We start from the raw sequence: 25,025 nt of genomic DNA, 5'->3' as shown, positions 1-25,025 counted from the left end.
CTCAGCGTGCCTCGGCGGATGGCATGTCAACCTGCTCGGCACGCAAGCGCCCGTTGACCACCTCTTCGGCCAGCCCGAACGACAGCGTCATACCCAGGCCACCCCCACCCACGCCGTTGACGATGATGACGCCCGGCTCCGCTTCCACAACGAGCTCGCTGCGCCGCCCATCGGTGAGCTTGGCGTAGCTGCCGTGCCAGCTTTGCTTCACGTGCCAGCTCGGCAGGTCCAGCACGCTGCGCAGATAGTCGACAATCTTGTGGTTGATGGCGCTTTCGTCGAATGGCTCATAGGTATGACCGTATTCGTGTGAGTCGCCTACGGTGATTTCGCCCAGCCCGTTTTGCGCTGCCATGACGTGGATACCCAGCGCCAACAAGTCGGCGTACTGATCGGCCAGGCGCTCGCGCAGGCGATCAATGCTGGGCGTGGCGTGGAAGCCGCTGTAGTGCGCCATGGTGAGGCCGCCGCACACGACCGGGCCCAATTCGAACGGTGCGGGCTGGGACTCCAGCCGCAGCATCTGCAGCTTGCACTTGGTGATGGCGAGACGTTCGAACAGTTCCGGATACAGGGTTTCGAAATCCGTGCCACTGGCGACATAGATCACGTCGGCGGTATGGCGCCGGCGACCGCTCCACACATAGGGATGTTCGATACGGGTGATCGTCTGCTTCCAGTGGAACTCGACGCCATAGCGCTCGGCCAGCCACGCCGGCAGTTTGCGGATCGCTTCGCGCGGATCGACCACCATCTCATCGGCGCTCAGCAGTGCGCCACGCAGGCCCGCGGCAACGACGCCAGGGGCGTGCTCGCGTACCTGCGAGACGCTGAGCATGCGGCATGGGCGCAGCCCCTCGTTCATCGCCGTGTATTCGTTCATCACCGCCCACTCGTCCTCGTAGAACGCGGCGATCAGGCTGCCACTGCGCGCATGCCAGGTGTCGGTGGCGTCGCAGAATTCGCGCCAGACCTCGCGCGAGCGCAAGGCGCGCGCATACAGCGGGCCGTTCGGCACGCCGATCGGCCAGATCGTGCCGAAGTTGCGCACCGAGGCGCCCACCGCGCGCTCATGGCGATCGAACACGGTGACGCGGTAGCCGTCTTCGGCCAGTGCACGGGCCATGGCCAACCCGACGATGCCTGCACCGATCACGATCGCGGTGCGTGTTTCCGACTTGCTCATAAACGGCTGCTTTCCATCTCAAGAGGTGACAACGATGCCGCTGCGTGGCCGTTCTGTTGGCCATGCCGCCAGAACCAGCGCGCAGCCAGCGCGGTAAGCACGAGTCCCAGCAGGCTGCTCGCCAGCACCGCGCGTTCGAAGAACTGGATCCAGTTGAGCTGCAGGGCGAGGAGTTGGCGGACCAATAACACCGCCACGCTGCCCAGGTAGCCGGAGGCGTCGGCGATATACATCACGAATGAAGCGGTGCCGCTGATGCGGAAGGTGGCCATCAGCCGCTCGAAGAACATGCCGTTGAGTGGGATGTAGCCCAGGTAAAGTCCAAAGCCCACCAGCGTCATCCACAACAGCGGCGGCAGTTCGCCGTGCGCGAACAACAGCGTGCTCAAGCCCGCGCAGCACAGGCCGCCGCCGATCAACGCATGGTTGAGCATGAAGGCGCGCATGTTGTCGCGCACCAGCGTCAACGACGCGGTGAGCACCAGCACGCCGATGCCGATGGGCGTGTCCACTTCGCCGAACACCGTGGCACTGCGGCCGTAGCCGAGATCGCGAAAGATCTCGGTGTCGAAGTTCTCGCGGAAATCGCGCAGCACGGTGAGCAGCACATACAGCGGCACAATCAACAACAGCCCCGGCAGAAAACGGTGCACGAAGGCGCGCCGGGCCTCGCGATCCATGCGTCCGCGCGGTGCGCGGGCGGCGACGTCCTCGGCGCTGGGTGGCGGCAGCCGGGTGAGCACATGCAGCGACAACAGCAGCGGTGGCACAAACACCAGGCCGGTCAGGAACGGCATCCAGTGCTCGCTCACACCGGCCAGCAACATCGCCTTGCCCACGCCTTTGACCAGGCCCGAAGCAAAGATGAAGCTGGAGGCGAGAATGGCGCCCATCAGCTCGGTCGCCCGGCGCCCTTCGATGTAGCCAAACACCAGGCCCCACACCATGCCCAGCGGCAGGCCGTTGAGGAACAGGAACTCGATGCCCGGCACCGGCGGCGCCAGCGCAAAACCCAGCAGCGCCAGCCACGAAAGTCCAATCAACACGAGGATGGCGACCGCGCGGCGCGATGTCTGCAGTTCGGGCACCAGTCGAATGCCCCAGACCTTGCTCACCGCGTAGCCCATCACCTGGGCAATCACCAGCCAGATCTTGTAGTCGACGCCCAGCCAGCTCATGCCCTCATAACTGCCTGCGCTGAACGGCTTGCGGAACGCGTACATGCACGAATAAGTGCAGAACGCGGCAAATCCCGCGACCAGCGGCAACACCGATGACGACAAGAACCAGGAGGGCGTGTTCGAAAGTGGCGTGCGGCGCATGGCGCGCTCAGGCCGCATGGCCGAGGCGGGCCAGCAAGGTCGGCAACTCGTGCAGGCTGTCGATGATGGCGTCGGGTCGATATGCCACCAACTCCGCCCGCGCATACGCACCGGTGGTGACCGAGACGACGAGGCCGCAGCCGGCTTCGCGGCCTTCGCGCACGTCCACTTCGGTGTCGCCGACCTTGAACACGTGTGTAGCGTCGGCGACACCGCATGCCGCCATCAAGGCACGAATCATGTCCGGCGCGGGGCGCCCGTGGGCGACCAGGTCGGCGGAGATCGACGCATCGATCAAACCGCGCGCGCGCCAGCCGAAGCGTTCAATCAGGCATTGGGCAATGTCTTGCGAGAACGCGGTGTTGAGCGCCACCTTGATGCCGCGGTGGCGCAGCCAGGCGAACAGCTCCTCCGCACCCTCCATCGGCCGCACGGCTTCGTGGGAGCGGTAGCAATCGAGCATGCGCTTCACGAAGTCGGTGTGTACCTGGGCGACCGCCGCGTCGTCCGCTGGCAGGTCGTGCGCCGCCAGCACGCTGCGAATGGCGGCCGGCTTGGTATAGCCCATCAGGGCCCGCAGGTCCGCCAACGACGCGTGGCAGCCAGCTTGCGCCAACGCGTCCTGCAGTGCCTGCGCCACCAGGTCCGGATCGTGGACCGTGGTGCCGGCCATGTCGAAAACCGCCAGTTCGAACGTCATATCGCCTCCCGTGATGGAGACGCATGCTGGCCAGCGGCGATGGCGCGCCCATGACGCGGGCATCGACAGTCGGCACCGACTGTCTAGTCAATGCCGCGCAGCGGGAATCCCGTCACGCGCGGCGCAGGACATCAGCCCGGGTTGCGCACCCAATCGAGGTAAGGCGCATGGCCCTCGATCACCGGCACCGCGATGAGCTCGGGCAATTCATAGGGATGCAGGCTGAGCAGGCGCTCTTTGAGCGCCGGGAACTGCGCCGCGGTGGTCTTGATCAGCAGCAGCTCCTCGTTGTCGGTGACCACCTTGCTCTTCCAGCGATAGGTGGACGACACCGCGGGGATGCGGTTCACGCAGGCGGCCAGCCGTTCGCCCACCAGGGCTTCGGCCAGGTGTTGCGCGCTGGCGACGTCGGGGCAGGTGCAATAGCAAAGCAGCACGGTATCGGACATCACGACCTCGACATCAGTCCGTAGTGGGCGAATTTTTCCAGCACTGCGGTCACTTCCTCGTCGGTAAGCATCACCGGTGTGCCGATCTGCAGCGCCAGGGCGTACTGGCGGGCGAGATTTTCCACCTCCACGGCGCGCCACATGGCCTGCGCCAGCGAACTGCCGAGCGCGATCATGCCGTGGTTGGCCATCAGGCAGGCCAGCCGGCCCTCCAGTGCCTCAACGACCGCATCGGACAGGGCCTGGGTCCCATAAGTGTGGTAACCGGCGCAGCGGATCGAGTCCCCGCCACCCACGGCAATCATGTAGTGGGCGGGCGGGATGTCCTTGCGGCACATCGCCAGCGCCGTCGCATAGGGCGGGTGCACGTGGACGATGGCCAGGGCATCAGGACGGGCCAGGTAGATGTCCCGATGGAAGCGCCACTCGCTGGAAGGTCGCTGCGAGGCCGGCCACTGGCCGTCCCGATCAATCAGGACGATGCCTTCGGCCGTGATCTGCTCATACGGCGTGCCGCTGGGTGTGATCAGGAAACCTTCGCCGCAACGGGCACTTAGGTTGCCCGAGGTGCCTTGGCTGAGGCCGCTGGCGGCCAGCCGGGCCCCCTGGGTCACAAGCTCCTGGCGCAGCGTCGGCTCATCGCTCACAGGCGGGTCCTGGTGGGGGCAGGCCGGCATGGTCGGCCGTCCGGAGGCCTCTGTCGATAGCACGATCGGCGATTTTTCGGCCCGCCGCGCCTTGAAAGCCCCCCGCGCCTCCCCCATTGGAAGACTCAGCCATCGGACGGGCGCCTCTTGCAGGGGAGGCTTGCGTCGTTAGAATTGGCACTCACCTCCGGGGAGTGCTAACAAGCGCCCACCCAGGCGCCGCTCCGGGGTCCCGAATCAAAGTTCAACCATCCAACTGAAGCTGGAGCCCACCCATGAGCAAACTGCGTCCGCTGCACGATCGCGTCATCGTCAAGCGCCTCGAAGAAGAGCGCGTCTCCGCTGGCGGTATCGTCATTCCCGACAGCGCCACCGAAAAGCCGACCCGCGGCAAGGTCATCGCTGCCGGCTCCGGCCGCATCCTGGAAGACGGCAAGGTCCGCCCGATGTCCGTGAAGGAAGGCGACACCGTGCTGTTCGGCAAGTACGCCGGCCAGGAAATCAAGATCGACGGCGAAGAGCTGGTCTTCCTGAAGGAAGACGACATCGTTGCGATCATCGAAGGCTGATTGGCTTGACGGGGCTCAGCGCGAGATCCGCGCTTTGTAGAAGCCCTGTCGCCAGCGTTCCCATCCCTATTCAATTTTTTTGAGGCAAAAAAATTATGGCAGCTAAAGAAGTCCGCTTCGGCGAAGACGTCCGCGCCCGCATGCTCAAGGGTGTCAACACCCTGGCCAACGCGGTGAAGGTCACCCTCGGTCCGAAGGGCCGCAACGTGGTGATCGAGAAGAGCTTCGGCGCTCCGACCGTGACCAAGGACGGCGTTTCCGTCGCCAAGGAAATCGAACTGGCCGACAAGTACGAGAACATCGGCGCGCAGATCGTCAAGGAAGCCGCTTCCAAGACCTCCGACGTCGCCGGCGACGGCACCACCACCGCCACCGTGCTGGCCCAGGCGTTCATCCAGGAAGGCCTCAAGGCCGTTGCCGCCGGCATGAACCCGATGGACCTCAAGCGCGGTATCGACCAAGCCGTCAACGCCGCGGTCACCGAGCTGAAGAAGCTGTCCAACCCGACCGCTGACGACAAGGCGATTGCCCAGGTCGGCACCATCTCCGCCAACTCCGATGCCAACATCGGCGACATCATCGCCACCGCGATGAAGAAGGTCGGCAAGGAAGGCGTGATCACGGTCGAAGAAGGTTCGGGCCTCGAGAACGAGCTCGACGTGGTCGAAGGCATGCAGTTCGATCGCGGCTACCTGTCGCCGTACTTCATCAACAACCAGCAGTCGCAGCAGGTTGAACTGGACGACCCGTTCATCCTGATCCACGACAAGAAGGTCTCCAACGTCCGTGAGCTGCTCCCGGTGCTGGAAGCCGTCGCCAAGGCCGGCAAGCCGCTGCTGATCGTGGCCGAAGAAGTGGAAGGCGAAGCCCTCGCCACCCTCGTGGTCAACACCATCCGTGGCATCGTCAAGGTTGCCGCCGTGAAGGCGCCGGGCTTCGGCGACCGTCGCAAGGCCATCCTGGAAGACATCGCCATCCTCACCAATGGCGTGGTGATCTCCGAGGAAGTGGGTCTGGCCCTTGAAAAGGCCACGATCACCGACCTGGGCCGCGCCAAGCGCGTGGTGATCACCAAGGAAAACACCACCATCATCGACGGCGCCGGCGAAGCCGAGCGCATCCAGTCGCGCATCGGCCAGATCAAGGCGCAGATCGAAGAGACCTCTTCGGACTACGACCGCGAGAAGCTGCAGGAGCGCGTGGCCAAGCTGGCTGGCGGCGTGGCCGTCATCAAGGTTGGCGCCGCCACCGAAGTCGAGATGAAGGAAAAGAAGGCCCGCGTCGAAGACGCCCTGCACGCCACCCGTGCGGCCGTTGAAGAAGGCGTGGTCCCGGGCGGCGGCGTTGCGCTGATCCGTTCGCTGAAGGCGCTGGAAGGCTTGAAGGGTCAGAACACCGACCAGGACCTGGGCATCGCCATCACTCGTCGCGCGCTGGAAGCGCCGCTGCGCGCCATCGTCTCCAACGCCGGTGACGAGCCGTCCGTCGTCCTGAACAAGGTGAAGGAAGGCAACGGCAACTTCGGTTACAACGCGGCCAACGGCGAGTTCGGCGACATGATCGCCTTCGGCATCCTGGACCCGACCAAGGTCACCCGTTCGGCCCTGCAGTTCGCCGCCTCGGTGGCCGGCTCGATCATCACGACCGAAGCGGCCGTGACCGAAGTGCCGAAGAAGGACGAAGGCCATTCGCACGGCGCGCCGGGCGGTATGGGCGGCATGGGCGGCATGGACTTCTAAGTCCTCGCCTCCAGGCATCGCAACAGAAGGAAAACCCCGCCTTGTGCGGGGTTTTCTTTTGGGCGCGAAAAAAATTCCAAAAAAGTGGCTCCGATCATTTCCGTTTTGACTCGCCTGGCCGTCTTAGTCCTTGTCACAGTCACCATGCGGGTCGGCGAGCCTTGAACGAACGGAATCTTCATCCTGGGGAGGAACCCCTGGACGCCGACCTGGTGTTCGCCGCTAGCGGCTGCGCCTATGCGGCGCAACGCTCCCTGGAGCGCGAACTGTGGTGGGCGGGCTCCCCCGACCCGCAGGTGACTGGACCCAAGGAGAGTGCGGCCAAGGAAGGCCACCCTGGGCTCTCCGTATGGTGGCGTTCCCTGCGTGGGCGCACCGACTGGGCAGGACGCCCGGGACAGCGCGCGCTCGCCGCAGCGAAATATATGGCCCGGGCGCTATCGATGCCCCTGCTGCACCAGTGGTTGCTCGCCTTCCTGCAGTCCGATCCGCTATTGCAGGCCTGCGTGGAGCGCGATCCGCGGCTGCAGGAGCGACATCTGCACCGCTTCGTCAATCGCCAGTGGCATCGCGTGGATCGCCTGCTGGCCGTGCAGGCGCACTACCGCCTGTTGCTGCAGCGCTGGTCGACGGAGCTGTTCGAGGCGGTGTACGTGCGCGGTCGCGCCACACTCGGTTCCCTGCGGCTCAAGGACGGCAGCGAGCTGCGCCTGCATCTGCGCCCCGCGGCACCGATGACCTGCGAGGGCGAACTCACCATCGAGTTGACCGACGCGTACGACCGCACGCTGTATCGCCTGGTGATGACGCTGATCGACGACGACACCCTGGCCATTGGCTGCATCCAGGGGCCGACGGGTGTGGATGCACGCGAGTCCGTGCGCGAGCTGACCCGCCAGATGCACGGCATGCGCCCGAAGCAGCTGCTGCTGGTGCTGGCGTATGCCTTCGCGGGCCAGTGCGGGCTGCGCCGGATCCTGGCGGTCGGCAACGTGTCGCATCCACTGCAGGGACGTACGCGGATGTTTTCCGACTACGATGGTTACTGGCTGGAGCAGGGCGGCGTCGCCGTGGAAAGTGGCTGGTTCCTGCTCCCGGCCAGGTTGCATCACCGTACGGAAGTGGAGACGGAAAGCAAACGCCGCGCCATGTTCAGGCGCCGTGCGGAGCTGCGCTGGGAAGCGGTCAAGCTATTGAATGACGCGTTGCGCCCGGTACCGTGGTGGCGCGATGCGACGGAGGCAGCGGCTGATGTGCCGCCGCTCACCGACGTAACCAGGGCAGCCTAGTGGATAAACCTCCCAACGCGCCTGCCAATGCAGGCGTGAACCTCGATCCGGCGTTCGCGATGCGTATCGCCGATCTGTTTCGCGACCACAACCGCGCGCTTGTGGCGTTCCTGCAGTGCCGTCTCAACTCGGTGTCCGATGCGCAGGAAGTCGCGCAGGAAGCGTACGTGCGCCTGGTGACCATGGAGCGGCCCGAGCAGGTGGACTCGCTGCGCGCCTACCTGTTCCGCATCGCCTCCAACCTGGCGGTGGACCGCCTGCGCGCGCGCCAGGTGCGCAACGATCACCCGCTGCTCGCACCGGACGAGGACCTGCACCTCGCTCCCATTCCCGAACGCCACGTGCACGCCACGGGGCAGCTGCAGGAGTTGTACAAGGCGTTGCGCGAGCTGCCGGCCAAGACCGCGCGCGCCTTCGTCATGCACGTCATCGATGGCCGCGAGATCAGTGCGATCGCGCGGGCCATGAAGATCAGCGAGCGCATGGTGCGCTATCACGTCGCCAATGCCCTGGCTCATTGCCGGGCGCGGGTGGACGAACCGGAGATGCCATGATGGCCAATACGTCCAAACAACAAACGCTGCGTGTCGCCGCCGACTGGTGGGTGCGCCTGCGCGATCCCGCCGCGACAGACCGGACCACCGAGCAGTGGCTGGCCTGGGCCGAGGAAGACCTCGAGCACCTGGCGGCGTTCGAGCGCGTGACCGAGCTGGCGGCACGCCTGCATACGCTAGGCGAGGTCTCGCGCGAGCAGCTGATCGCCGAATTTGCGCCAGCGCAGGTAGCTGCACGCCGCTGGTGGCTGCCGGCCGCCGCCGCAGCTGCGCTGGTGCTGGCGGTGGGCGGCTACGTCGGCTGGAGCGCCCTGCAAGGCGCCGCCACCTCGCAAACCTATGCCAGCGCCCTTGCCGCGCAACGCAACGTGACACTGGACGACGGCACCCGCGTGACGCTGGGCGGCGCGACCCAGATGAGCACCCGCTTCAGCCGCGGCCGTCGCCTGGTGGAGCTGACCGAGGGCGAAGCCTATTTCGAGGTGGTGCACGATGCCGCGCGACCTTTTGAAGTGCGCGCGGGCGACGTCACGATCGAGGATATCGGCACCGCGTTCAACGTACGCCGCACCGGCAAGTACGTCACCGTCGCCATGGCCGAAGGGCGCGTGCGCGTGGCCGATGCCTCCGGTGGCGCGCACAACAGTCTCGAGGCCGTGGCGGGCCAATCGGTGATCTACGACCCCTCGCGCGCGGCGATGAACTTGATTGCCAGCGACCCGGCCAATGCCGCGGCCTGGCGCCATGAGCGGCTGGAATTCGACAACGAACCGCTGGCGGTCGTGGTGGCCAATATCAATCGCTATCGCGCGCAGCCGCTCCAGATCGCCGACGCCGATCTGAAAGCGCTAACGTTTACCGGTACGGTCAAGACCGACGCCATCGACGACTGGCTGCACGCCTTGCCGCAGGTGTTGCCGCTGCAGGTGAATGACAGCGGCGGCCAGACCGTGCTGTCGGACGCGCGGCGAAAACCGGCCCAACGATGATGCCGTCGTGCTGATCAGCAAGCCTCTCGAAAGTATGCGTTCACGCGGATGACGTGAGCGCACAACAGCTGCTGCGCATGTCAAACTCAGCGTTTTCGCTTGTCATGAAGCGGGGACTATGAGGAAGCGTGCGAAGCTGCTGCTGTCCGGCGGCCTGTGGATGTTTGCGTGCCTGGCGGTGCCAGGTGCATGCATCGCGCGCGCGTCAGAAAAGTCTGAAGCGGCAACCCTCGATTTCTCGATACCCGCGCAGCCGCTAGCCACTGCGCTGATCGCTTTTGGCCAGCAGGCCAATGTGCAGGTGCTTACGGCAGGCTGCACCATCGCGCGTTTTCGTTCGCTTGGCGCCACCGGCAAGCTCAGTGCGCCGACGGCGCTGTCGAAGCTGCTCGAAGGCACGGGACTGGTATACGAATTCACCGACCAGGGCACCGTGGTGGTGACCTTGCCCGCGTCTCCGGGAAACACGGCGTCGCCCAAGCCGCGACAGGAAGCCAAGCTGCTGACGCCGGTCGAAGCCAATGCCTTGCTCGGCCGCGACGTGGGCTTCAAGGCCTCGCTCACCAGCGTGGGGTCGCGCAACGACGCGGACCTGATCGACGTGCCGCAATCGGTGAGCGTGGTCACGCGCGAGCTGATGGATTCGCAGCAGTCGCTCACCGTGGAAGACGCCGTGCGCAACGTGGCGGGCGTGGCATTCGTCGAAGGCTCCGACGGCCTGCCGTTGTTCCAGATCCGCGGCTTCTACACCGGCAACGGCCTGATCGATGGCATGCCCAACAGCAATGCGGGTTCGGGCGACTTCCCGCCGCTGATCGGCCTGGAACGCGTGGAAGTGATCAAGGGGCCACAGTCGATCCTCGGCGACTCCACCGGCAACAGCTTCGGCGGCCTGGTCAACGTCACCACCAAGCAGCCGCAAAGCGAGCCCGTGCACGAGGTCAGCTACACGCTGGGCCAGCAGGGCATGGTGCAGGCCGGTCTGGACATGACGGGGCCGCTGGGCCATGTGTCGGGTCTCACCTATCGACTGGTCATGTCGGGCGACTACGCCGACCGCACGCCGCAGGGCTACCGCAATCGTCGCAGCGGTTACCTGGCGCCGTCGATCGGCTGGACCAGCGGGGGCACCCAGCTGGTGGTGGGCGCGCAACGCATCGTCAATCGCCTGCCCATCCCCGACCATGTGGTCATGCTCGGCGACACGTTGTCCAGCGCCACGCCGTTCGGCTTGCTGACCGGCAACGAATACGACTACGCCAACTACCAGACCAATCGGCTGTACTACCTGCTCGACCAGCAACTGGGCAACGCCTGGACCTGGCGCAGCCGCGGGCAGTACGTCCAACAGCAGAACGATCTGCAGAGCTGGACGCTGTACAACCCCACGCCGCTTGGCAATGTCTCGCCCTACGCGGAAGCCTATCGCTACAACGACACCTACTACTCGCTGCAGAACGATTTCATCCGCGTGTTCGGCACCGGACCGGTGACGCATACGGTGACGCTGGGCATGGACTATTCGCGTTCGCGCGTGGGTCGCACCGACGACTTCTGGCATTCGTACAACAACGGCGTCTACAACCTCTTCAGTGACGCCGCGCTGCCGCGCGTCTCCGCGGTGGTGCAGCCGGAAGACAACGTCCCGCTGTCTGGCACGCCATGGTCGGTGGACAACGGACTGTTCCTGCAGGATCAGCTCGCGCTGGGCGAACGCTGGGACATGCTGGTGGGCTTGCGCCGTTCCGCCTACGAGGTGTCGACCACCGACGAGCAAGGCAATCCGTGGACGCCCAAGCGCATCAAGTGGGTGCCCAACGCCGGCATCGTCTACAAGCTGACCCCCGACGTCGCGGTGTACGGCTTCACCAGCAATGGCTTCCAGCCGCTGTCGTACCTGGGTGAGAACGGTCGGCCGCTGGTGCCGGCGCTGTCACGCCAGCTGGAAGCGGGCGCCAAGTTCAACCTGTTCCACGAGCAGGCGTGGCTGACCGTGTCGCTGTACCGCATCATGCTCGACCACAGTTACCTGTTTCTCGAAGCCATGCCGAACATCGCCAGCTTCGGACCAGGGCAAACCAATCGCGGCGTGGAGATCGAATTCTCAGGCCGCGTGTCGCCTGGCCTGGACATCAGCAGCAGCTACACCAACGCCCAGATCAGCAACCACGACGGCACGCAGCCGACCGGCGCGCCGCGCCAGCGCTTCAACCTGTGGGCCAGCTACTGGTTCCAGGGCAGCGCCCTGCAGGGCTGGGGCATCGCCGCTGGTGTGCAGGCGCGGAGCCGTTCGCTGGGGCAGAGCCTGGACTATTCCACGTACTTCCCGTCGCCGGGTCAGGCGGAAGTCGATGCCAATGTGTCCTATCGCACCGATCGCTGGCGCATGACGCTGGGCGTCAAGAACCTGTTCGCGCGCGACCTGTATTCGGCGGACTTCAATGAAACCTATGTGCCGCTGCGCACGCATCGCAGCGTGATGCTGTCGGGCACGTACGACTTCTGATGCCTGCCCACGAAAAACCCCGGGAGTCGCCTCCCGGGGTTTGGGTTTACATCGTGCGTCGCTACTTACTGCTGGGCGGCGGCCGGAGCGGCTGCCTCAGGCTTGCCGCCATCAGTCTTGGTGGCGTCCGTCGCTGCAGCCTTGGCCTTGTGGCCGCTGTGCTTGGCAGCCTTGTGCGCGGTGTCGGTGGTCTTGCTGACGGCCTGATCGCTGGCCTTGGCCGTGTCCTTCGCTGCCGCGCCGGCGGTGGTCGCGCTGGCTTCGGTCTTCATCGCCGCAGCGGCGTCCTGTGCAAACGCGGGAACGGTCAGGACGGAAGCGGCGGTGACGAGGAGAGCGGCGAGCATGGTCTTGCGCATGAGGTAAACCTCCAGTGTGGGAATGCCAGCGAAGGCGTTGCTTCGTGGCTGGAATCGAAGCTAGACGCACATCGCCATACCGAAGCTGAACCGAACCGGCTCCCTTTAGCGCGCAGACAGATCGCTGAATCCTGGTTATGAAGCAGCGCAGAAAGCGTTTTCGTACCGCTTGAAAAGCCTGGAAAACAGCCGCCACGCTCATTTCGTTTGGACGTCCATTCCGATTCGCGCGTTAGGATGCCGTTATTGCTGCGCGCCGGTCGACTCGACCTCGCCCGCCCGGTTGAGCGGCGCCTCTTCGAGCAGACCCGCCGTCTGCGCTTCCGCCTTGGGCCAGAGCGCGTCGAGCTTGCCCTTCATGCGCAGCAGGGCAACGTTGGCCATGTCGTCGTCTTCCTGATGCTCGGAGTTGTCTTCGGCTTCCGGTGGCGCGCCGGGTGCGTGGGTCAGCGCGGCGAGCTGCGGTGCAATCACTTGCGTCAGTGCGAAATAGGCGTCGTCGCGCACGCCGGCCTGCTCAAGCAGGCGCCCGGGCAGCATCCAGGAGGCCAGCGCCTCGCGCTTGGGCAGCGAGGGATTGCGTGGATTGACCAGTAGCCAGGTGCCGGGCTGGCTGAGCATGTCCTTGCCGTCGACGAAACCGGTGGTGTTGTAGGTATCAGTCAGCGCGGGGAGATGGTCGCCATAGAACAGCAGCAGCGTCGGGCGCTCACGCTGCGCCAGCAGCTCGGCCAGTCGACCCAGCTCCTGGTCGGCGTGGCGCATGTGGTACAGATAATTCTGCAGCTCAAGCTTGTTCTGGCCGGTGACGCCGGCGGGCACGGCGATGGCGTCGCGCTCGGCGCTGTGCGCCGGGGGCACGTCATAGGGACCGTGCGCCTCGATGCTGATCGCAAACAGGAACTGGGGCGGACCGGCATTCTTGAGCTGCGCCATGATTTCATCGGTCATCGCGCTGTCGGCCATGTACTGCCCATCTATCGCCGCATGGGCGGGGAAGGACGAGCGCGACACGAAGCGGTCGAAACCGATCGCCTGGAACGCCGTGTTGCGATTCCAGAAGCGCGGGTCGTTGCCATGCACGGCGATGGTTTCGTAGCCATGCGAGCGCAGCACGCGCACCATGCTCGGCACCACTTTGTGATTCATCTGCAGATACGGGAACTGCATGTCGTCGAAGTAGCGCAGCGACAAACCCGTGAGCACTTCGAACTCGGTGCGGATGGTGCCGCCGCCATAGGTGGGCACATGCAGCGGGCCGCTCTCGCCTTGTGCGGCAAGGCGGTGCAGATTCGGCGTGAGATCCGCGTGCTCGTAACCCTTCATGATTGATGGATCGAAGAACGACTCGCTCTGCACCACCACGATGTCCGGTTCCTCGCCGTTGTTGCGCAGCGGCGCCTGCAGGTATTCGCGCAGTGCAAGATCGGACCGTTCGATCAGCTGCAGCGCGGCTGCCGGGTCGGCCTTCTTGCGCGCATGGCCCTGATGCAGGTGGAACATCACCAGCGAACTGACCAGACCCGAATGGTCGGCCGTGGCCGTGGCCGACCACGGTTCCATCCACAGGTGGTGGCCGCCATAGAGCTTCATCCAGCCGGGCAGGCCCGCGATGAGCGTGCCCATCAGCAGCAGCAAGGCCACGCCGGACGCCAGCCGCTTGCCGCGCGTGCGGCGCGCAAACATCGGTGGTTCGATGCGCCATGCGACCACGATGATGGCCACGGCGGCCAGCAGCGCGAGATAAGGCCAGGGGCTGGCTGGCAGATAGCTGCCCAACAACTTCAGGCCGCCGCGTCGCAGCTGGCCCAACATGCGGAAATCGGCGGGCATCAGCGGCGTGTTGAGATTGCTCACCTTCAGCGCGTTGATCGCGTAGACCACCGTCTGCAGCAGAAAAGCGAGGCCGAACGACAGCAACGCACGGCGGCTCAACACCAGCAGCAGCGAGGCCAGCAGCAGGCCCGGCAAGGCGTTGGCGAGGAGAAACAGCGGCTGGTTGAGCGCCTGCATCGGGCCCACGCCGATACCGCCGTCGACCATCCCGGTCAACAGCGTGAACACGATGCCCAGCGCAAACACCAGCGCAAGCCGGGCGGGCAGGGAGCGCGCACGCAGCGCGGCTGGAGTCGGTGAGGTGGTCATGGCACCCTGTGGGCTGGCTGTCATGGCTCGGAAACGGGAATGTAATGTCCTGGATCTGAACCATTCGTTGGTGGAACGGGCACGTATCCCGTGGCTGCCTTGATGGCAACGCCCGATGCGTAGTCAGCGTGCACGCCATCGGTGGAGCTTGCGGTATCCGGTCATGCGCCGGTCATACTGCGCAACCCTGGCTTGAGTGCGTGCGCAGCAAGGCGCAGGACTCTGCGGCAGAATGACCGGATGACTGTGATCCATAGGCCCACCGAATCCCCCGCGCTGCGTGCGCTGATCGACGACCGCTACCGCGACCTGATCGCGCGCTGCCGCCAGATGGGCGTGCCCCTGCACGACGATGCCGGCGTGGCCGAACGCATTCGGCGTACCTTGCTCGCCAGCGACTTCGCCTTCGATACCTGGCTGCGTCAACCGCAGCTGCTTGCGCCGCAAGGGCTTGAGCGCCTGCGCTCGGGCAGCGACGCCAGCGCGCGCATCGACGCGCTGAAGCTTGCCGACGACGAGGCCGCCTGCCTGACCCAGCTGCGGCGCTTCCGCCATGCCGAGGCCTTGCGCCTGGTGTTCCGCGATGTGAACGGGCTCGATGAATTGCCCGAGACCCTGTCCGCCACCAGCGTGCTCTACGAAGTGCTGCTGGCCTCCTCGCTGCAGTGGTCCGAACGCGCGCTGGCTGAGCGTTATGGGCACAGCCGCAGCCACGACGGCGCGCTGCAGCGCATGGTGGTGGTGGGCTTCGGCAAGCTCGGCGGCAGCGAGCTGAATTTCTCCTCGGACATCGATCTGGTGCTGGCCTATCCGCACAGCGGGCAGAGCGACGGCGCGCGTACGCTGGACAACAGCGAGTACTTCGTGCGCCTCGCGCGCCAGCTGGTGCGCCTGCTCAACGAACCTACCGTCGACGGCATCTGTGCGCGCGTGGACCTGCGCCTGCGTCCCTTCGGCAATGCAGGCCGACTCGCCTTGCCGTTCTCGGCGATGGAGCAGTACTACCAGAGCGAGGGCCGCGACTGGGAACGCTACGCGTGGATCAAGGCGCGTCCCGTGGCCGGTGATCGCCATGCGGGCAAGGAGCTGCAGGATCTGCTGCGACCCTTTGTCTATCGCAAGTATCTCGACTACACCGCCTTCGCGGGCTTGCGCGAGATGAAATCGCTGATCGACGCCGAAGTGGCGCGCAAGGACCTGGCGGACAACCTCAAACTTGGGCCCGGTGGCATCCGCGAGATCGAGTTCATCGTCCAACTGGTGCAGTTGATCCGCGGCGGCCGCGAGCCCAGCCTGCGCGTGCGCGGCCTGCTGCCCGCACTCACCGCCTGCGAAGCGCGCGGCCATATCAGCGCGGCGCGTGCGCGCGAATTGCGCGAAGCCTATGTGTTTCTGCGCCGCGTGGAGAATCGTGTGCAGATGCTGCGCGATGCGCAGACGCACGATATTCCCGCCGACGCGCTCAGTCGTGAGCGCATCGCGCTCGGGCTTGGCCTTGGCAGCTGGGAGGAGTTGGAAGAACAGCTCGCAGCCCATCGCGCTAAGGTCAGCGAAGAATTTGCCGAAGTGCTGATGCCGCAGGGCGGACGAACCGCGGCGGCGCCGGTAGCCGACGTGGCGCTGTGGCAGCAGGCGTGTGCCGAAACGCTCAACGCCGGCCTGATGGAAGCATCCGGCTTCACGCCGGGCGGTGAAGCGGCCGAAGCCTTGCTGAAATTGAGCCAGGCCGCTTCCGTGCGGGCCATGCCGCAGCGTTCGCGCGAGCAGCTCGACCGGCTGATGCCGCAGTTGCTCGCCGTGGCGCGCAACAGCGTGGCGCCGGTCGCCTGCCTGCTTCGTCTGTGCCGCCTGGTGCAGGCGGTGGCGCGGCGTTCGTCCTATCTCGCCCTGCTTGAAGAGCAGCCGGCGGCCCGACTGCGGCTGGCGCGCTTGTTTGCCGAGAACGCGTTCCTCGCCGAGCGCGTGATCGCGCAGCCCTTGCTGCTGGACGACGTGCTCGATCCGCGCATCGACCAATTGCCGCTCAAACGTGCGGACATCAGCGCGGAAATCACCCGCGTGCTGGCCACGCTGGACGAGCGTGAGGCTGAGGCTGAGCTCGAACGCCTCAATGAATTCAAGGCGAGCGTGGCGTTTCGCCTGGGTCTGGCTTTCAGCGATGGCCGCGCCGATGCCGTCGCCACGGCGCGGCGTCTGGCCGTACTGGCCGAATCCATCGTGCTGGCTGTCACTGCCTTGGCGGAGCGCGAACTCGCTGCGCAGCATGGTCGTCTGCCCGGCGACGGCATCGGCTTTGCGGTGCTTGGCTACGGCAGCCTGGGCGGCGAGGAGCTGGGTTTTGCCTCGGACCTGGACCTGGTGTTCGTCTACGACAGCAAGCGCGCGCACGCGATGAGCGATGGTGCGCGTCCGCTGGAAGGTTCGCGCTGGTATCAGCGCCTGGCCCAGCGCGTGATGAACTGGCTGACCGTGCTCACCCGCGCGGGGCGCCTGTATGAAGTGGATACGCGCCTGCGGCCCGATGGTTCGAAAGGTCTGCTGGTGAGCAGCCTCGATGCGTTCGAGGCCTACCAGAAGAGCCGCGCCTGGACGTGGGAACATCAGGCGCTGCTGCGCGCTCGTCCGATTGCGGGCGATGCCGCACTGCACGCCGATCTCGCCACCGTGCGCCGCGATGTGCTGGCCGTGCCGCGCGAGCGTGCGTCGGTCCTGCAGGAGGTGAGCAGCATGCGCCAGCGTTGGCGTGCGGAGCGCGACCGCTCGGATGCACAGTTATTCGATCTCAAGCAAGGTCATGGCGGTCTGCTGGACATCGAGTTCGCGCTGCAGGGGCTGGTGCTGGCGCACGCGTCGGAACGTCCCGCCCTGCTCAACATCACCGCCAATGCGGGGTTGATCGAAGCCTGCCGCAATGCGGGCCTGCTCGATGGCCGGCAGGCCGGCGTATTCGCCGAAGCGCACGCCGAACTGCTGCATCGCGCGCTTGCCTGCACGCTGGATCTGCGCTCGCGCATCTCGCCGCGCGACGGCGAACTGGATCGCCTCAGCAGCAGCGTGAAGGAAGTGACGACCGAGTTGGGCTTTCGCTTCTGAGGCGGCTCAGGCCGTCTGGTTCTGTCTGCGTACGATGAGTTCGCGCAGCGTCGCGGCAATGGTGTTGGTGACGCGCAGCGGCGGCACCGGCGGGGTATCGCTGGCATCGAGCGCATGCAGCAGTCCGGCCTCGCGCAGCGCGCGGTGAAAGCGCTCGAGTTTGTCCGGCAGCGTACCGACCACAAAGGTGTGCACCGGGCAGCCCACGGCACAGGCTTCGGACAGCATGTTGACCGAGTCGGGCGTGACCACCAGGCGATCGGCCCAGCCCAGCACGCCGGGATACGGGTTGCCGCCGTCGTTGCTGCCGGACCATACGAGCCCGGGCACGTCGCCCAGGCCCTGGCGCATGCGTTCCACCAAGGCCGGCGGCGTGCGTCGCGAGGCCAGCACCAGCAGGCTGCCGCCATCCTGGCGACGCCGCGCATGCAGGCCGCTGATCAACTGGTCGATGTAGGCCTCGTTGAAGGTCACGCCCTTGCGCGGTCCGCCCAGCAGGACGCCTATCCGCGGGCTCGGCAATGCAGCAAAAGCGGGATCGGCCTCGCGGCCATCCTGCAGCCAGGCTTCGTCCACCGGATTGAGCGAGCCCAGCGGGCGGATCACGTTGCGGCCGGTCAGCTGGTCGTGCTGGGGCGCGATCACCGTGTCCCAGTGCGCAGGATCAACCCGCGGATCAAGAATCTGCACCGTGTAACAGGCACCGCCGCTGAGCGAGCGCAGCAGGCGGGTGTAGAGCGCGGCGGATCGTCCGCAGCCGATCGCCACCGCCGGCCACGGCGGGGCGAATTGCCGGCGCTGGGTGGGATCAAGCGCCAGCCGGGCGCCCAGCGTGAGATGAGGCGCCAGCCACGACCAGGGCGCTGCGGGCGCCAGTTGCAGGTGCCGCACGGGCATCTCCAGCAGCTCGGCCAGCGCCAGCGCCTGGCGCTGGTTGCCGGCCGCGCCATCGGTGATGACCCAGCAGTCGCCGCGGGGCTTCAGCATGGTCCTGGCCGCCGCATTGTTTCCCCGGACGGTACAGTTCGTTCCATTGGCCTGGGTCCTGTTTGCCATCGACCCCGCTTACACTTGAGGTCGTTGCGCCGATACCGGCGCGCCATGCCCACAGGATACCCATGAGCGAGAAGCTTTCCGAGGCGACCTTCGACCAATTGTTTCGCACGGCACGCACGTATAACGCGTGGCTGCCCAAAGAAGTCACGGACGAGCAACTGCACGCGATCTACGAGCTGGCCAAGTTCGGCCCCACCAGCGCCAACTCCTCGCCGATGCGTGTGGTCTTCGTGAAATCCAAGGAGGCCAAGGACAAGCTGGCGCCGTTCCTGTCCGACGGCAATCGCGCCAAGACCCTGGCCGCGCCGGTCACCGCCATCGTCGGCACCGACCACGAGTTCTACGAAAAGCTGCCGCACCTGTTTCCGCACGCCGATGCGCGCAGCTGGTTCGCCGGCAACCAGCCGCTGATCGATGTCACCGCTTTCCGCAACGGTTCGCTGCAGGGCGCCTACCTGATGCTCGCCGCGCGTGCGGTGGGCCTGGATTGCGGCCCCATGTCCGGCTTCGACAATGCCGGCGTGGACAACGCCTTTTTTGCGGGCACCACGGTGAAGTCCAACTTCCTGGTCAACATCGGCTATGGCGATGCCAGCCGCGACCTGTTCCCGCGCAGCCCGCGCCTCTCGTTCGAAGAAGCTTGCCGGATCGCCTGAAGCCGTCATCGGCATCGATTCAGCAACCCCCAACCCAATGGAGATTCAACCCATGCGTGCACTTCGTTACCTCGTTCTTGCTGGCCTGATCAGCACTGCCGTGTCCGTCCAGGCCGCTCCGGTGACCTACAAGATGGATCCGGGCCACACCATGGTCCTGTTCAGCTGGAACCACTTCGGTTTCTCCAACCCCACCGCCAACCTCGGCCTGGGCAACGGCACCATCGTGTTCGACGACAAGGACGCCTCCAAGTCGTCCGTCGACGTCACCCTGCCGCTGGCCAACCTCGACACGCATGTGAGCGCGCTCGACGAGCACCTGAAGAAGCCGGACTTCTTCGACGCCGACAAGTACCCGACCGTCACCTTCAAGAGCACCAAGGTGCAGGCCGCTGGCGGCAACAAGTACAAGGTCACGGGTGATCTGACCGTGCACGGCGTGACCAAGCCGGTGACGCTGGACGCCACCCTCAACAAGAGCGGCGAGCATCCGATGATGAAGACGGCGACGGTAGGCTTCGATGCCACGGCCTCGCTCAAGCGTTCTGACTTCGGCGTGGGCGCTTACGTGCCGAACGTCAGCGACGAGATCAAGATCCACATCACCACCGAGGCTTCGGTGCCGAAGGCCGACGCCGCCAAGTAAGCCCAACGCTGGGCATGAGCAGGCCCGCGCTTACGAGCGCGGGCCTGTTCTTTTCGCGATCAACGATTGCTGACGCCTTCGTCCTTGAGTGCCGACAGCTTGTCCAGGTCCATGTCGTTCACGGCCCGCTTCAAGTCATCCATGCTGGCGCCGCTGCCGCTTGCCTTGACCGAGAAACGGCTGGCCACGATCACGCCGAATTCGCCCGTCTTGGTCTGCGAGTTCCACGCTTCGTGCACCAGGCGATCGTGGTCGGTATAGGTCTTTTCGTAGCCGTGGTCGGACTCTTGTTCACTGGAGTGGGCCATGGCGCCGGCCATCGCCATCATGCCGCGCATATTGCCGGTGTCGGCCAGCTCGATCTTGATGCTGCGGTCCTTGCCGTCGCTGTAGTTGGCATACGCAGTCGATATCTGCATGCCCATGGCGCCGGAGCGCTGGGCATTGAAGTCGCTGCGCTTCATGCCGTCGAGTTGCTCGGGCAGGAAGCCGCGCAAGGTCTCCGGTGACAGCGACACGGCCACGGTCTTGCCCAGCGTGCTGTCCGCATCGACGGTCGCCGTGGTTCCTTCGCCGCGGGTCGCGTGGAGGCCTGCCATCGACGCGCCCGTAAGCGCCGCAGTGCCGATGATGCCGGTCATGATTAAGCCCACGATCCAAGTCAGCACGATCCCGATGATCACGATGACGGCGGTGTAGCCACCGGCCCGTTCGGGTGGGCAGCGCATGGTGTGCGGCAGTCCGAGATAGAGCAGATAGATCCCGTAGATCACGCCGGCGATCGCCACCAGCCAGCCGAGCCACGGAATGATGATCGCGATGCCGGCGACCCATCCGGCCGTCCAGGCATAGGCCACCGTCTTGAGCGCCTGCACGGAGTCCTTGGTACCACCGAAACTCGGCGCGAATGCATTGACGATCAGCGCGACCAGATAGACCACGACCAGGGTCAGCAGGTAATGCAGGACCAGCCCGAGCAGGCCCAGGCCCAGCGGCGTGTGTATGTGCATGCCCCAGCCGCCGTGGCCGATCAGGTTGCCACGGATGAAGTAGGCGATCACCGGTAGGGCGGCGACGACACAGATGTAGTTGCGGAACAGTCCGCCGACGGTGTCGGGCTCGGCGGCAATCACTGGCCACTCGGTCTGTGGCGAGCTGAGGATGGCCTTGATGCGACTTAAGATCTTTCCGAAGTCCATGACGGCTCCTGCTTCAGGATGTGGCAGTTCCCGCCATCCACCGGCTGTCGGATCACGGGCCGTTCGTTTCCCGTACGCGAGGGCATTCTCGGTCGCCGGGGAAGCCCTCGACATCGGTCGCCCGCACTATGCCCTAGGTCGCAGTCCGACGCCCGCCGCGCCGCGATGTGAGGTTGGCCTGCTAACATGGTGGGTCTGGTGTCCTGATGGAGTTTGACCCCATGTCGCGTTCCCCTGCGGCTGCCCCGCTGATCCCGGCAAATGCCGAAAATCGTTACGAAGTGACGCGCTCGGACCTTCCGCTGTCCTGTCCGATGCCCGGCATGGCGCTGTGGAACTCCCATCCGAAGGTCTATTTGCCGATCGTGGAGGACGGTGGTGAATCCACATGTCCTTATTGCGGCGCGCATTACGTGCTTCGCGACTGATTTCGACCTCGAAAGTTACAACTGAAACCATATCGGCCGCGTATTTCGGCACGATTGCTGCTTGCCTCTAGGAATGAAGGCACCTTTCGAACAAATCATGTCAGCAATCGCAACGCCAGCGCGGTCTCTGACCGTGGTCCAGCTGATCCCTGCCCTGCAGTCGGGCGGGGCGGAGCGGTCCGCGCTGGAGATTGCCCGTGCGTTGGTCCAGGCCGGCCATCAGTCCATCGTGATTTCCGCCGGTGGCCGCATGGTGTCGCAGCTGGAAGCCGAAGGTAGCCGTCACATCACCCTGGATATCGGCCGCAAGTCGCTGGGCACCTTCATGAAGGTCGGTGCGCTGCGCAGGCTGCTGCGCGAGCTCAAGCCCGACATCGTGCATGCCCGTTCGCGCCTGCCGGCCTGGCTGGGCTGGTGGGCCATCAAGGGCATGAAGCCGGCGCCGCATTTCGTGACCACGGTGCATGGCCTCAATTCGCCCGGCCGCTACAGCGCCATCCTGCTGCGCGGCGAGCGCGTGATTGCGGTATCGCAGACGCTGCGCGATTTCATGCTCAGCCATTACCCCTGGCTGGAACCGGCCCGCGTGCGGGTGATCCCGCGCGGCATCGATCCGGATGCGTTTCCCTATGGGCATCGGCCGGACGACAACTGGGTGAAGGCGTTCTTTGCCGAGTTTCCCGCGCTGGCCGGCGGTCCGCTGTTGACCCTGCCGGGCCGCGGCACGCGCCTGAAGGGCCACCACGACGCCATCGAGCTGGTGGCCGAACTCAAGCGTCGCGGCATCGACGTGCGCCTGCTGTTGCTGGGCGTGATCGAGCCCGGCCGCGAGGCCTACGTGGAAGAGCTGCGCCATCTCGTGCGCACGCGCGGACTGGAAGCGCAGGTGGTGATGACGCCGCCGCGTTCGGATGTGCGCGACATCTACGCGGTCTCCTCGCTGGTGCTGCAGTTGTCGAACAAGCCCGAATCGTTTGGCCGCACGGTGATCGAGGCGCTGTCGCTGTGCCGTCCGGTGCTGGGCTATGCGCACGGTGGCGTGGGCGAGCTGCTGGCCGAGTTGTATCCGGCTGGTCGCGTGCCGCCCGCCGACCGCGAGCGACTGGTGGAGCGTGCCGCCGAGCTGCTGCGCGTGGCGCCGCCCATCCCGATGCTGCAGAACTACCGCCTCACCGACATGCAGCAGGCCACCCTGGCCTTGTACGACGAGCTCACCGCGGCCTGACCTGGCCCGGCGTCGTCAGTACGGCGACTCACCTACAATGCGCGGGTCACCCTTATTGATCCACGCATGAGCCCCATTGCTGCATTCCTGAAGGCCGCCCTGCGTTCCCCCTTGCTGCCGTTCTGGCTGGTGATCGCCCTGCTGCCATTCGGGCGCAGCGCGGAGTTGGGAACCTTCCTGTGCCTGCTCGGCGTGGTGCTGCTGTTCGTGCGCCATCCGTCCGCATTGCGCGAGCATGCCGGCGCACGGCTGCTGCTGTGGCTGCTGGCGGCTTATGTGGGCGCGGCGTTGTTTTCCGCATTCGATTCGCTCGCTCCAGGCAAGAGCTGGGGCACCGTGGCTGCGCTGCTTCGCTACGCGCCGCTGGGCCTCTATGCCTGCTTCGCCGTCCGCCGGGAGGACAAGCTGCAGGCGTTGTACCAGGCGGTGGCGGTGGTGCTGGCGTTGTGGGCATTGGATGCGTGGATGCAGATACTCACCGGTTGGAGCCTGGCCGGACATGCTGAGCCAGAGCGCATCACCGGCATCTTCGGAGCAAGCAATCCAAAGCTTGGTCCAAGCCTTTCGGTGCTGGCTCCGTTCGCGCTATGGGCGGCGCAACGCCGCTGGGGTATCAGGGGCGTGCTGCTGGCGTTCGCACTGTTGCTGGGGCCAGTGTTGATGTCCGGCTCGCGGGCGGCGTGGCTGTGCTACGCGCTGGTGGCGCTGGTCTTTGCCTGGCGCATCGCCGGATCGGCGCTGCGTTTCATCGCCCTGGCTGGCGCACTGATCGTGGCGCTGCTGCTGGCGGGAGGCGTTGCCTGGAAAACCTCCGAGCGTTTTCAGTTGCGCATGGATCGCACGCTGCATGCATTGAGCGGTCCAGATCAATCGCTCGATACTGCCCTGACGGGGCGCCTGGATATCTGGCGTACCAGCGTGGCCATGATTGAAGCGCATCCGATCAATGGCGTCGGCGTACGCGCCTATCGCTACGCCTATCCCAGCTACGCGCCGTCCAATGATCACTTCGTGGTCTCGGATGAGGCATGCGGGCCGGGCGAGGGGGCCTGCCATGCGCACCAATGGGTGCTGGAGGTACTCACCGAAACTGGCGTGCTGGGCTTGCTGTGCTGGTTGGGCGCCATCGTGCTGGCATTGATGGCGTGGCGTCGCGTGGGCCCTGTGGCGCGCGAGCGCGCCTTCCCGGCCACGCTCGCGCTGGGCACCATGCTGTTCCCGCTTAACACGCATCTGGCCTTCTATTCGGCGTGGTGGGGTTTGTTGTTCGCCTGGCTGCTGGGTCTGTGGTGCGCGGCGCTCTACGTGCATCCCTCGCCGAAGGGAGCCGACGCATGACGCGCGAGCTGCTGTCGGTGGTGGTGATCACCTTCAACAATGCGGACACGCTCGATGCGTGCCTGAGCCGTGTCGACTGGGCCGACGAAATCGTCGTGCTCGATTCGGGCTCGACCGATGACACCGTCGCCATCGCACGCCAACATGGCGCACGCATTGCTGTGCATCCGTTCGACGATTACGGCCCGCAAAAGCAGCGCGCCTACGATATGGCCAGTCACGACTGGATCTTGAACCTCGATGCGGACGAGATCCTCTCGCCCGGCACGCGCGAGGAGATCGAGCGGGCCTTGGAACATCCCCGGCACGCCGGTTTCCGGCTGCCGCGGCGCGAACGCATGTTCTGGACGGTGCAGCATCGCTGGAGCTGGCGCAACGGCCATCTGCGCTTGTTCGATCGTCGACGCGGCGGCATGAACGATGTCGAGGTCCACGCGGCGGTGGAAGTGCGCGGCCCGGTGAAAACCCTGCGGCGGGCGGACTTCGTCAACGACGGCGACGGCGACATCGCCACGCGCGTGGAAAAGATCAACCGTTACACCACCGGCATGGTGGCCTACAAACTGCGCACGCGGCAGCGCTTTACCGGACTGCGCATGGTGTTCTATCCGCCGGTGTTCTTCCTGCGCCAATACATCGGCAAGCGTTACTTCCTCAACGGCTGGGCCGGCTTCATCGCCAGCGTCACCGGTGCGTTCTACGCCTTCCTCAAGTACGCAAAGCTGCACGAGGCGCGCGAGCAGGCGTCGCGCAAATCGCGCGGCGAAGAACGTTAGTCGCGCGGCGCGAGCAGCTATTCGCATCGAGTAGTGGACAAAATTCAGCGCGGATTTAGCTAGCTGTACGGCCAAACGCAAACTCTTGCACGCCGAAAATACTTTCAGAAATCGCCCGCTGGAGTGATACCGCCATCGCGCCGTGAATCGTTCG

General features: G+C 65.5%; 22 protein-coding genes. 13 read left to right on the top strand and 9 right to left on the bottom strand.

From position 1 onward, the window contains the following. Position 1 precedes the first annotated feature (1 nt). The 5 genes from Y882_RS02100 to Y882_RS02080 form a co-directional block, all read right to left on the bottom strand. Positions 2 to 1,186: a TIGR03364 family FAD-dependent oxidoreductase gene (locus tag Y882_RS02100; RefSeq protein ID WP_046970218.1), complete on the bottom strand. Its 1,185-nt coding sequence runs from the start codon at positions 1,184 to 1,186 to the stop codon at positions 2 to 4. After that, entirely contained in the window at positions 1,183 to 2,508 is a 1,326-nt protein-coding gene (locus tag Y882_RS02095; RefSeq protein ID WP_046970217.1) for a DUF5690 family protein, read from the bottom strand. Before Y882_RS02095 ends, Y882_RS02100 begins: the two co-directional genes overlap by 4 nt. Positions 2,509 to 2,515: 7 nt before the next feature. Beyond that, a complete protein-coding gene (locus Y882_RS02090) occupies positions 2,516 to 3,208 on the bottom strand; it encodes an HAD family hydrolase (protein WP_046970216.1) in 693 nt (230 codons plus the stop codon). Positions 3,209 to 3,339: 131 nt separating this feature from the next. Further along, positions 3,340 to 3,657, bottom strand: coding sequence for a divalent-cation tolerance protein CutA (cutA, locus tag Y882_RS02085; RefSeq protein ID WP_046970215.1), 318 nt, complete (start codon positions 3,655 to 3,657; stop codon positions 3,340 to 3,342). Further along, entirely contained in the window at positions 3,657 to 4,304 is a 648-nt protein-coding gene (locus tag Y882_RS02080) for a class II aldolase/adducin family protein (protein ID WP_244466163.1), read from the bottom strand. Before Y882_RS02080 ends, cutA begins: the two co-directional genes overlap by 1 nt. Positions 4,305 to 4,579: 275 nt before the next feature. Here Y882_RS02080 and groES point away from each other — a divergent pair, with 275 nt between their 5' ends. The 6 genes from groES (at position 4,580) to Y882_RS02050 (ending at position 11,950) form a co-directional block, all read left to right on the top strand. Continuing rightward, the gene (gene groES, locus Y882_RS02075) at positions 4,580 to 4,873 is read left to right on the top strand and encodes a co-chaperone GroES (RefSeq protein ID WP_046970213.1); all 294 of its coding nucleotides are present in this window, start codon (positions 4,580 to 4,582) and stop codon (positions 4,871 to 4,873) included. A 95-nt stretch (positions 4,874 to 4,968) separates the two neighbouring features. Next, positions 4,969 to 6,612: a chaperonin GroEL gene (groL, locus tag Y882_RS02070; RefSeq protein ID WP_046970212.1), complete on the top strand. Its 1,644-nt coding sequence runs from the start codon at positions 4,969 to 4,971 to the stop codon at positions 6,610 to 6,612. 161 nt (positions 6,613 to 6,773) lie between these two features. Next, entirely contained in the window at positions 6,774 to 7,901 is a 1,128-nt protein-coding gene (locus tag Y882_RS02065) for a VirK/YbjX family protein (RefSeq protein WP_156171301.1), read from the top strand. A gap of 59 nt (positions 7,902 to 7,960) precedes the next feature. Beyond that, complete coding sequence (locus Y882_RS02060) at positions 7,961 to 8,455, top strand: RNA polymerase sigma factor (protein WP_046970258.1); 495 nt, start codon at positions 7,961 to 7,963, stop codon at positions 8,453 to 8,455. Further along, entirely contained in the window at positions 8,452 to 9,444 is a 993-nt protein-coding gene (locus Y882_RS02055) for a FecR family protein (protein WP_052949588.1), read from the top strand. Before Y882_RS02060 ends, Y882_RS02055 begins: the two co-directional genes overlap by 4 nt. A gap of 118 nt (positions 9,445 to 9,562) precedes the next feature. Then, positions 9,563 to 11,950, top strand: coding sequence for a TonB-dependent siderophore receptor (locus Y882_RS02050; protein WP_244466161.1), 2,388 nt, complete (start codon positions 9,563 to 9,565; stop codon positions 11,948 to 11,950). 65 nt (positions 11,951 to 12,015) lie between these two features. Here the strand turns inward: Y882_RS02050 and Y882_RS02045 are convergent, their stop codons facing one another. Next, a complete protein-coding gene (locus Y882_RS02045; RefSeq protein ID WP_052949586.1) occupies positions 12,016 to 12,309 on the bottom strand; it encodes a hypothetical protein in 294 nt (97 codons plus the stop codon). A gap of 243 nt (positions 12,310 to 12,552) precedes the next feature. After that, positions 12,553 to 14,454, bottom strand: a complete 1,902-nt coding sequence (locus Y882_RS02040) for an LTA synthase family protein (protein ID WP_046970211.1) — start codon at positions 14,452 to 14,454, stop codon at positions 12,553 to 12,555. Between the two features lie 240 nt (positions 14,455 to 14,694). On the opposite strand from Y882_RS02040, the gene glnE reads away from it, so the two are divergent. Next, positions 14,695 to 17,547, top strand: a complete 2,853-nt coding sequence (glnE, locus tag Y882_RS02035; protein ID WP_046970210.1) for a bifunctional [glutamate--ammonia ligase]-adenylyl-L-tyrosine phosphorylase/[glutamate--ammonia-ligase] adenylyltransferase — start codon at positions 14,695 to 14,697, stop codon at positions 17,545 to 17,547. Between the two features lie 6 nt (positions 17,548 to 17,553). Here glnE and Y882_RS02030 read toward each other — a convergent pair whose 3' ends face one another. Then, positions 17,554 to 18,534 (bottom strand): mitochondrial fission ELM1 family protein, encoded by a 981-nt coding sequence (locus Y882_RS02030; protein ID WP_046970209.1) that lies wholly within the window; start codon positions 18,532 to 18,534, stop codon positions 17,554 to 17,556. A gap of 131 nt (positions 18,535 to 18,665) precedes the next feature. Between Y882_RS02030 and Y882_RS02025 the strand changes: the two genes are divergently transcribed. Both Y882_RS02025 and Y882_RS02020 read left to right on the top strand, forming a co-directional pair. Then, positions 18,666 to 19,259, top strand: coding sequence for a malonic semialdehyde reductase (locus Y882_RS02025; RefSeq protein ID WP_046970208.1), 594 nt, complete (start codon positions 18,666 to 18,668; stop codon positions 19,257 to 19,259). A gap of 52 nt (positions 19,260 to 19,311) precedes the next feature. Further along, complete coding sequence (locus Y882_RS02020) at positions 19,312 to 19,905, top strand: YceI family protein (RefSeq protein ID WP_046970207.1); 594 nt, start codon at positions 19,312 to 19,314, stop codon at positions 19,903 to 19,905. Positions 19,906 to 19,964: 59 nt separating this feature from the next. Here Y882_RS02020 and Y882_RS02015 read toward each other — a convergent pair whose 3' ends face one another. Further along, positions 19,965 to 21,104 carry a Yip1 family protein gene (locus tag Y882_RS02015; protein ID WP_046970206.1) on the bottom strand — a complete coding sequence of 380 codons (1,140 nt, stop codon included), beginning with the start codon at positions 21,102 to 21,104 and terminating at the stop codon, positions 19,965 to 19,967. Positions 21,105 to 21,325: 221 nt separating this feature from the next. Between Y882_RS02015 and Y882_RS02010 the strand changes: the two genes are divergently transcribed. The 4 genes from Y882_RS02010 to Y882_RS01995 all read left to right on the top strand — a co-directional run bounded on the left by Y882_RS02010 (position 21,326) and on the right by Y882_RS01995 (position 24,871). Continuing rightward, positions 21,326 to 21,532 carry a zinc-finger domain-containing protein gene (locus tag Y882_RS02010; protein ID WP_046970205.1) on the top strand — a complete coding sequence of 69 codons (207 nt, stop codon included), beginning with the start codon at positions 21,326 to 21,328 and terminating at the stop codon, positions 21,530 to 21,532. Between the two features lie 97 nt (positions 21,533 to 21,629). Further along, complete coding sequence (locus Y882_RS02005) at positions 21,630 to 22,757, top strand: glycosyltransferase (RefSeq protein WP_046970254.1); 1,128 nt, start codon at positions 21,630 to 21,632, stop codon at positions 22,755 to 22,757. A gap of 66 nt (positions 22,758 to 22,823) precedes the next feature. Further along, on the top strand, positions 22,824 to 24,095 hold the full coding sequence (locus Y882_RS02000; protein ID WP_046970204.1) for an O-antigen ligase family protein: 1,272 nt from the start codon (positions 22,824 to 22,826) through the stop codon (positions 24,093 to 24,095). After that, positions 24,092 to 24,871 (top strand): glycosyltransferase family 2 protein, encoded by a 780-nt coding sequence (locus Y882_RS01995; protein WP_046970203.1) that lies wholly within the window; start codon positions 24,092 to 24,094, stop codon positions 24,869 to 24,871. The genes Y882_RS02000 and Y882_RS01995 overlap by 4 nt, the downstream gene beginning before the upstream one ends. Positions 24,872 to 25,025: the final 154 nt, after the last annotated feature.

The organism is Dyella japonica DSM 16301 (genome assembly GCF_001010355.1).
GTDB classification, from domain to species: Bacteria; Pseudomonadota; Gammaproteobacteria; order Xanthomonadales; family Rhodanobacteraceae; genus Dyella; species Dyella japonica.
The sequence above is the reverse complement of the archived record's forward strand: the minus strand, read 5'-3'. Positions and strand labels throughout refer to the sequence as shown.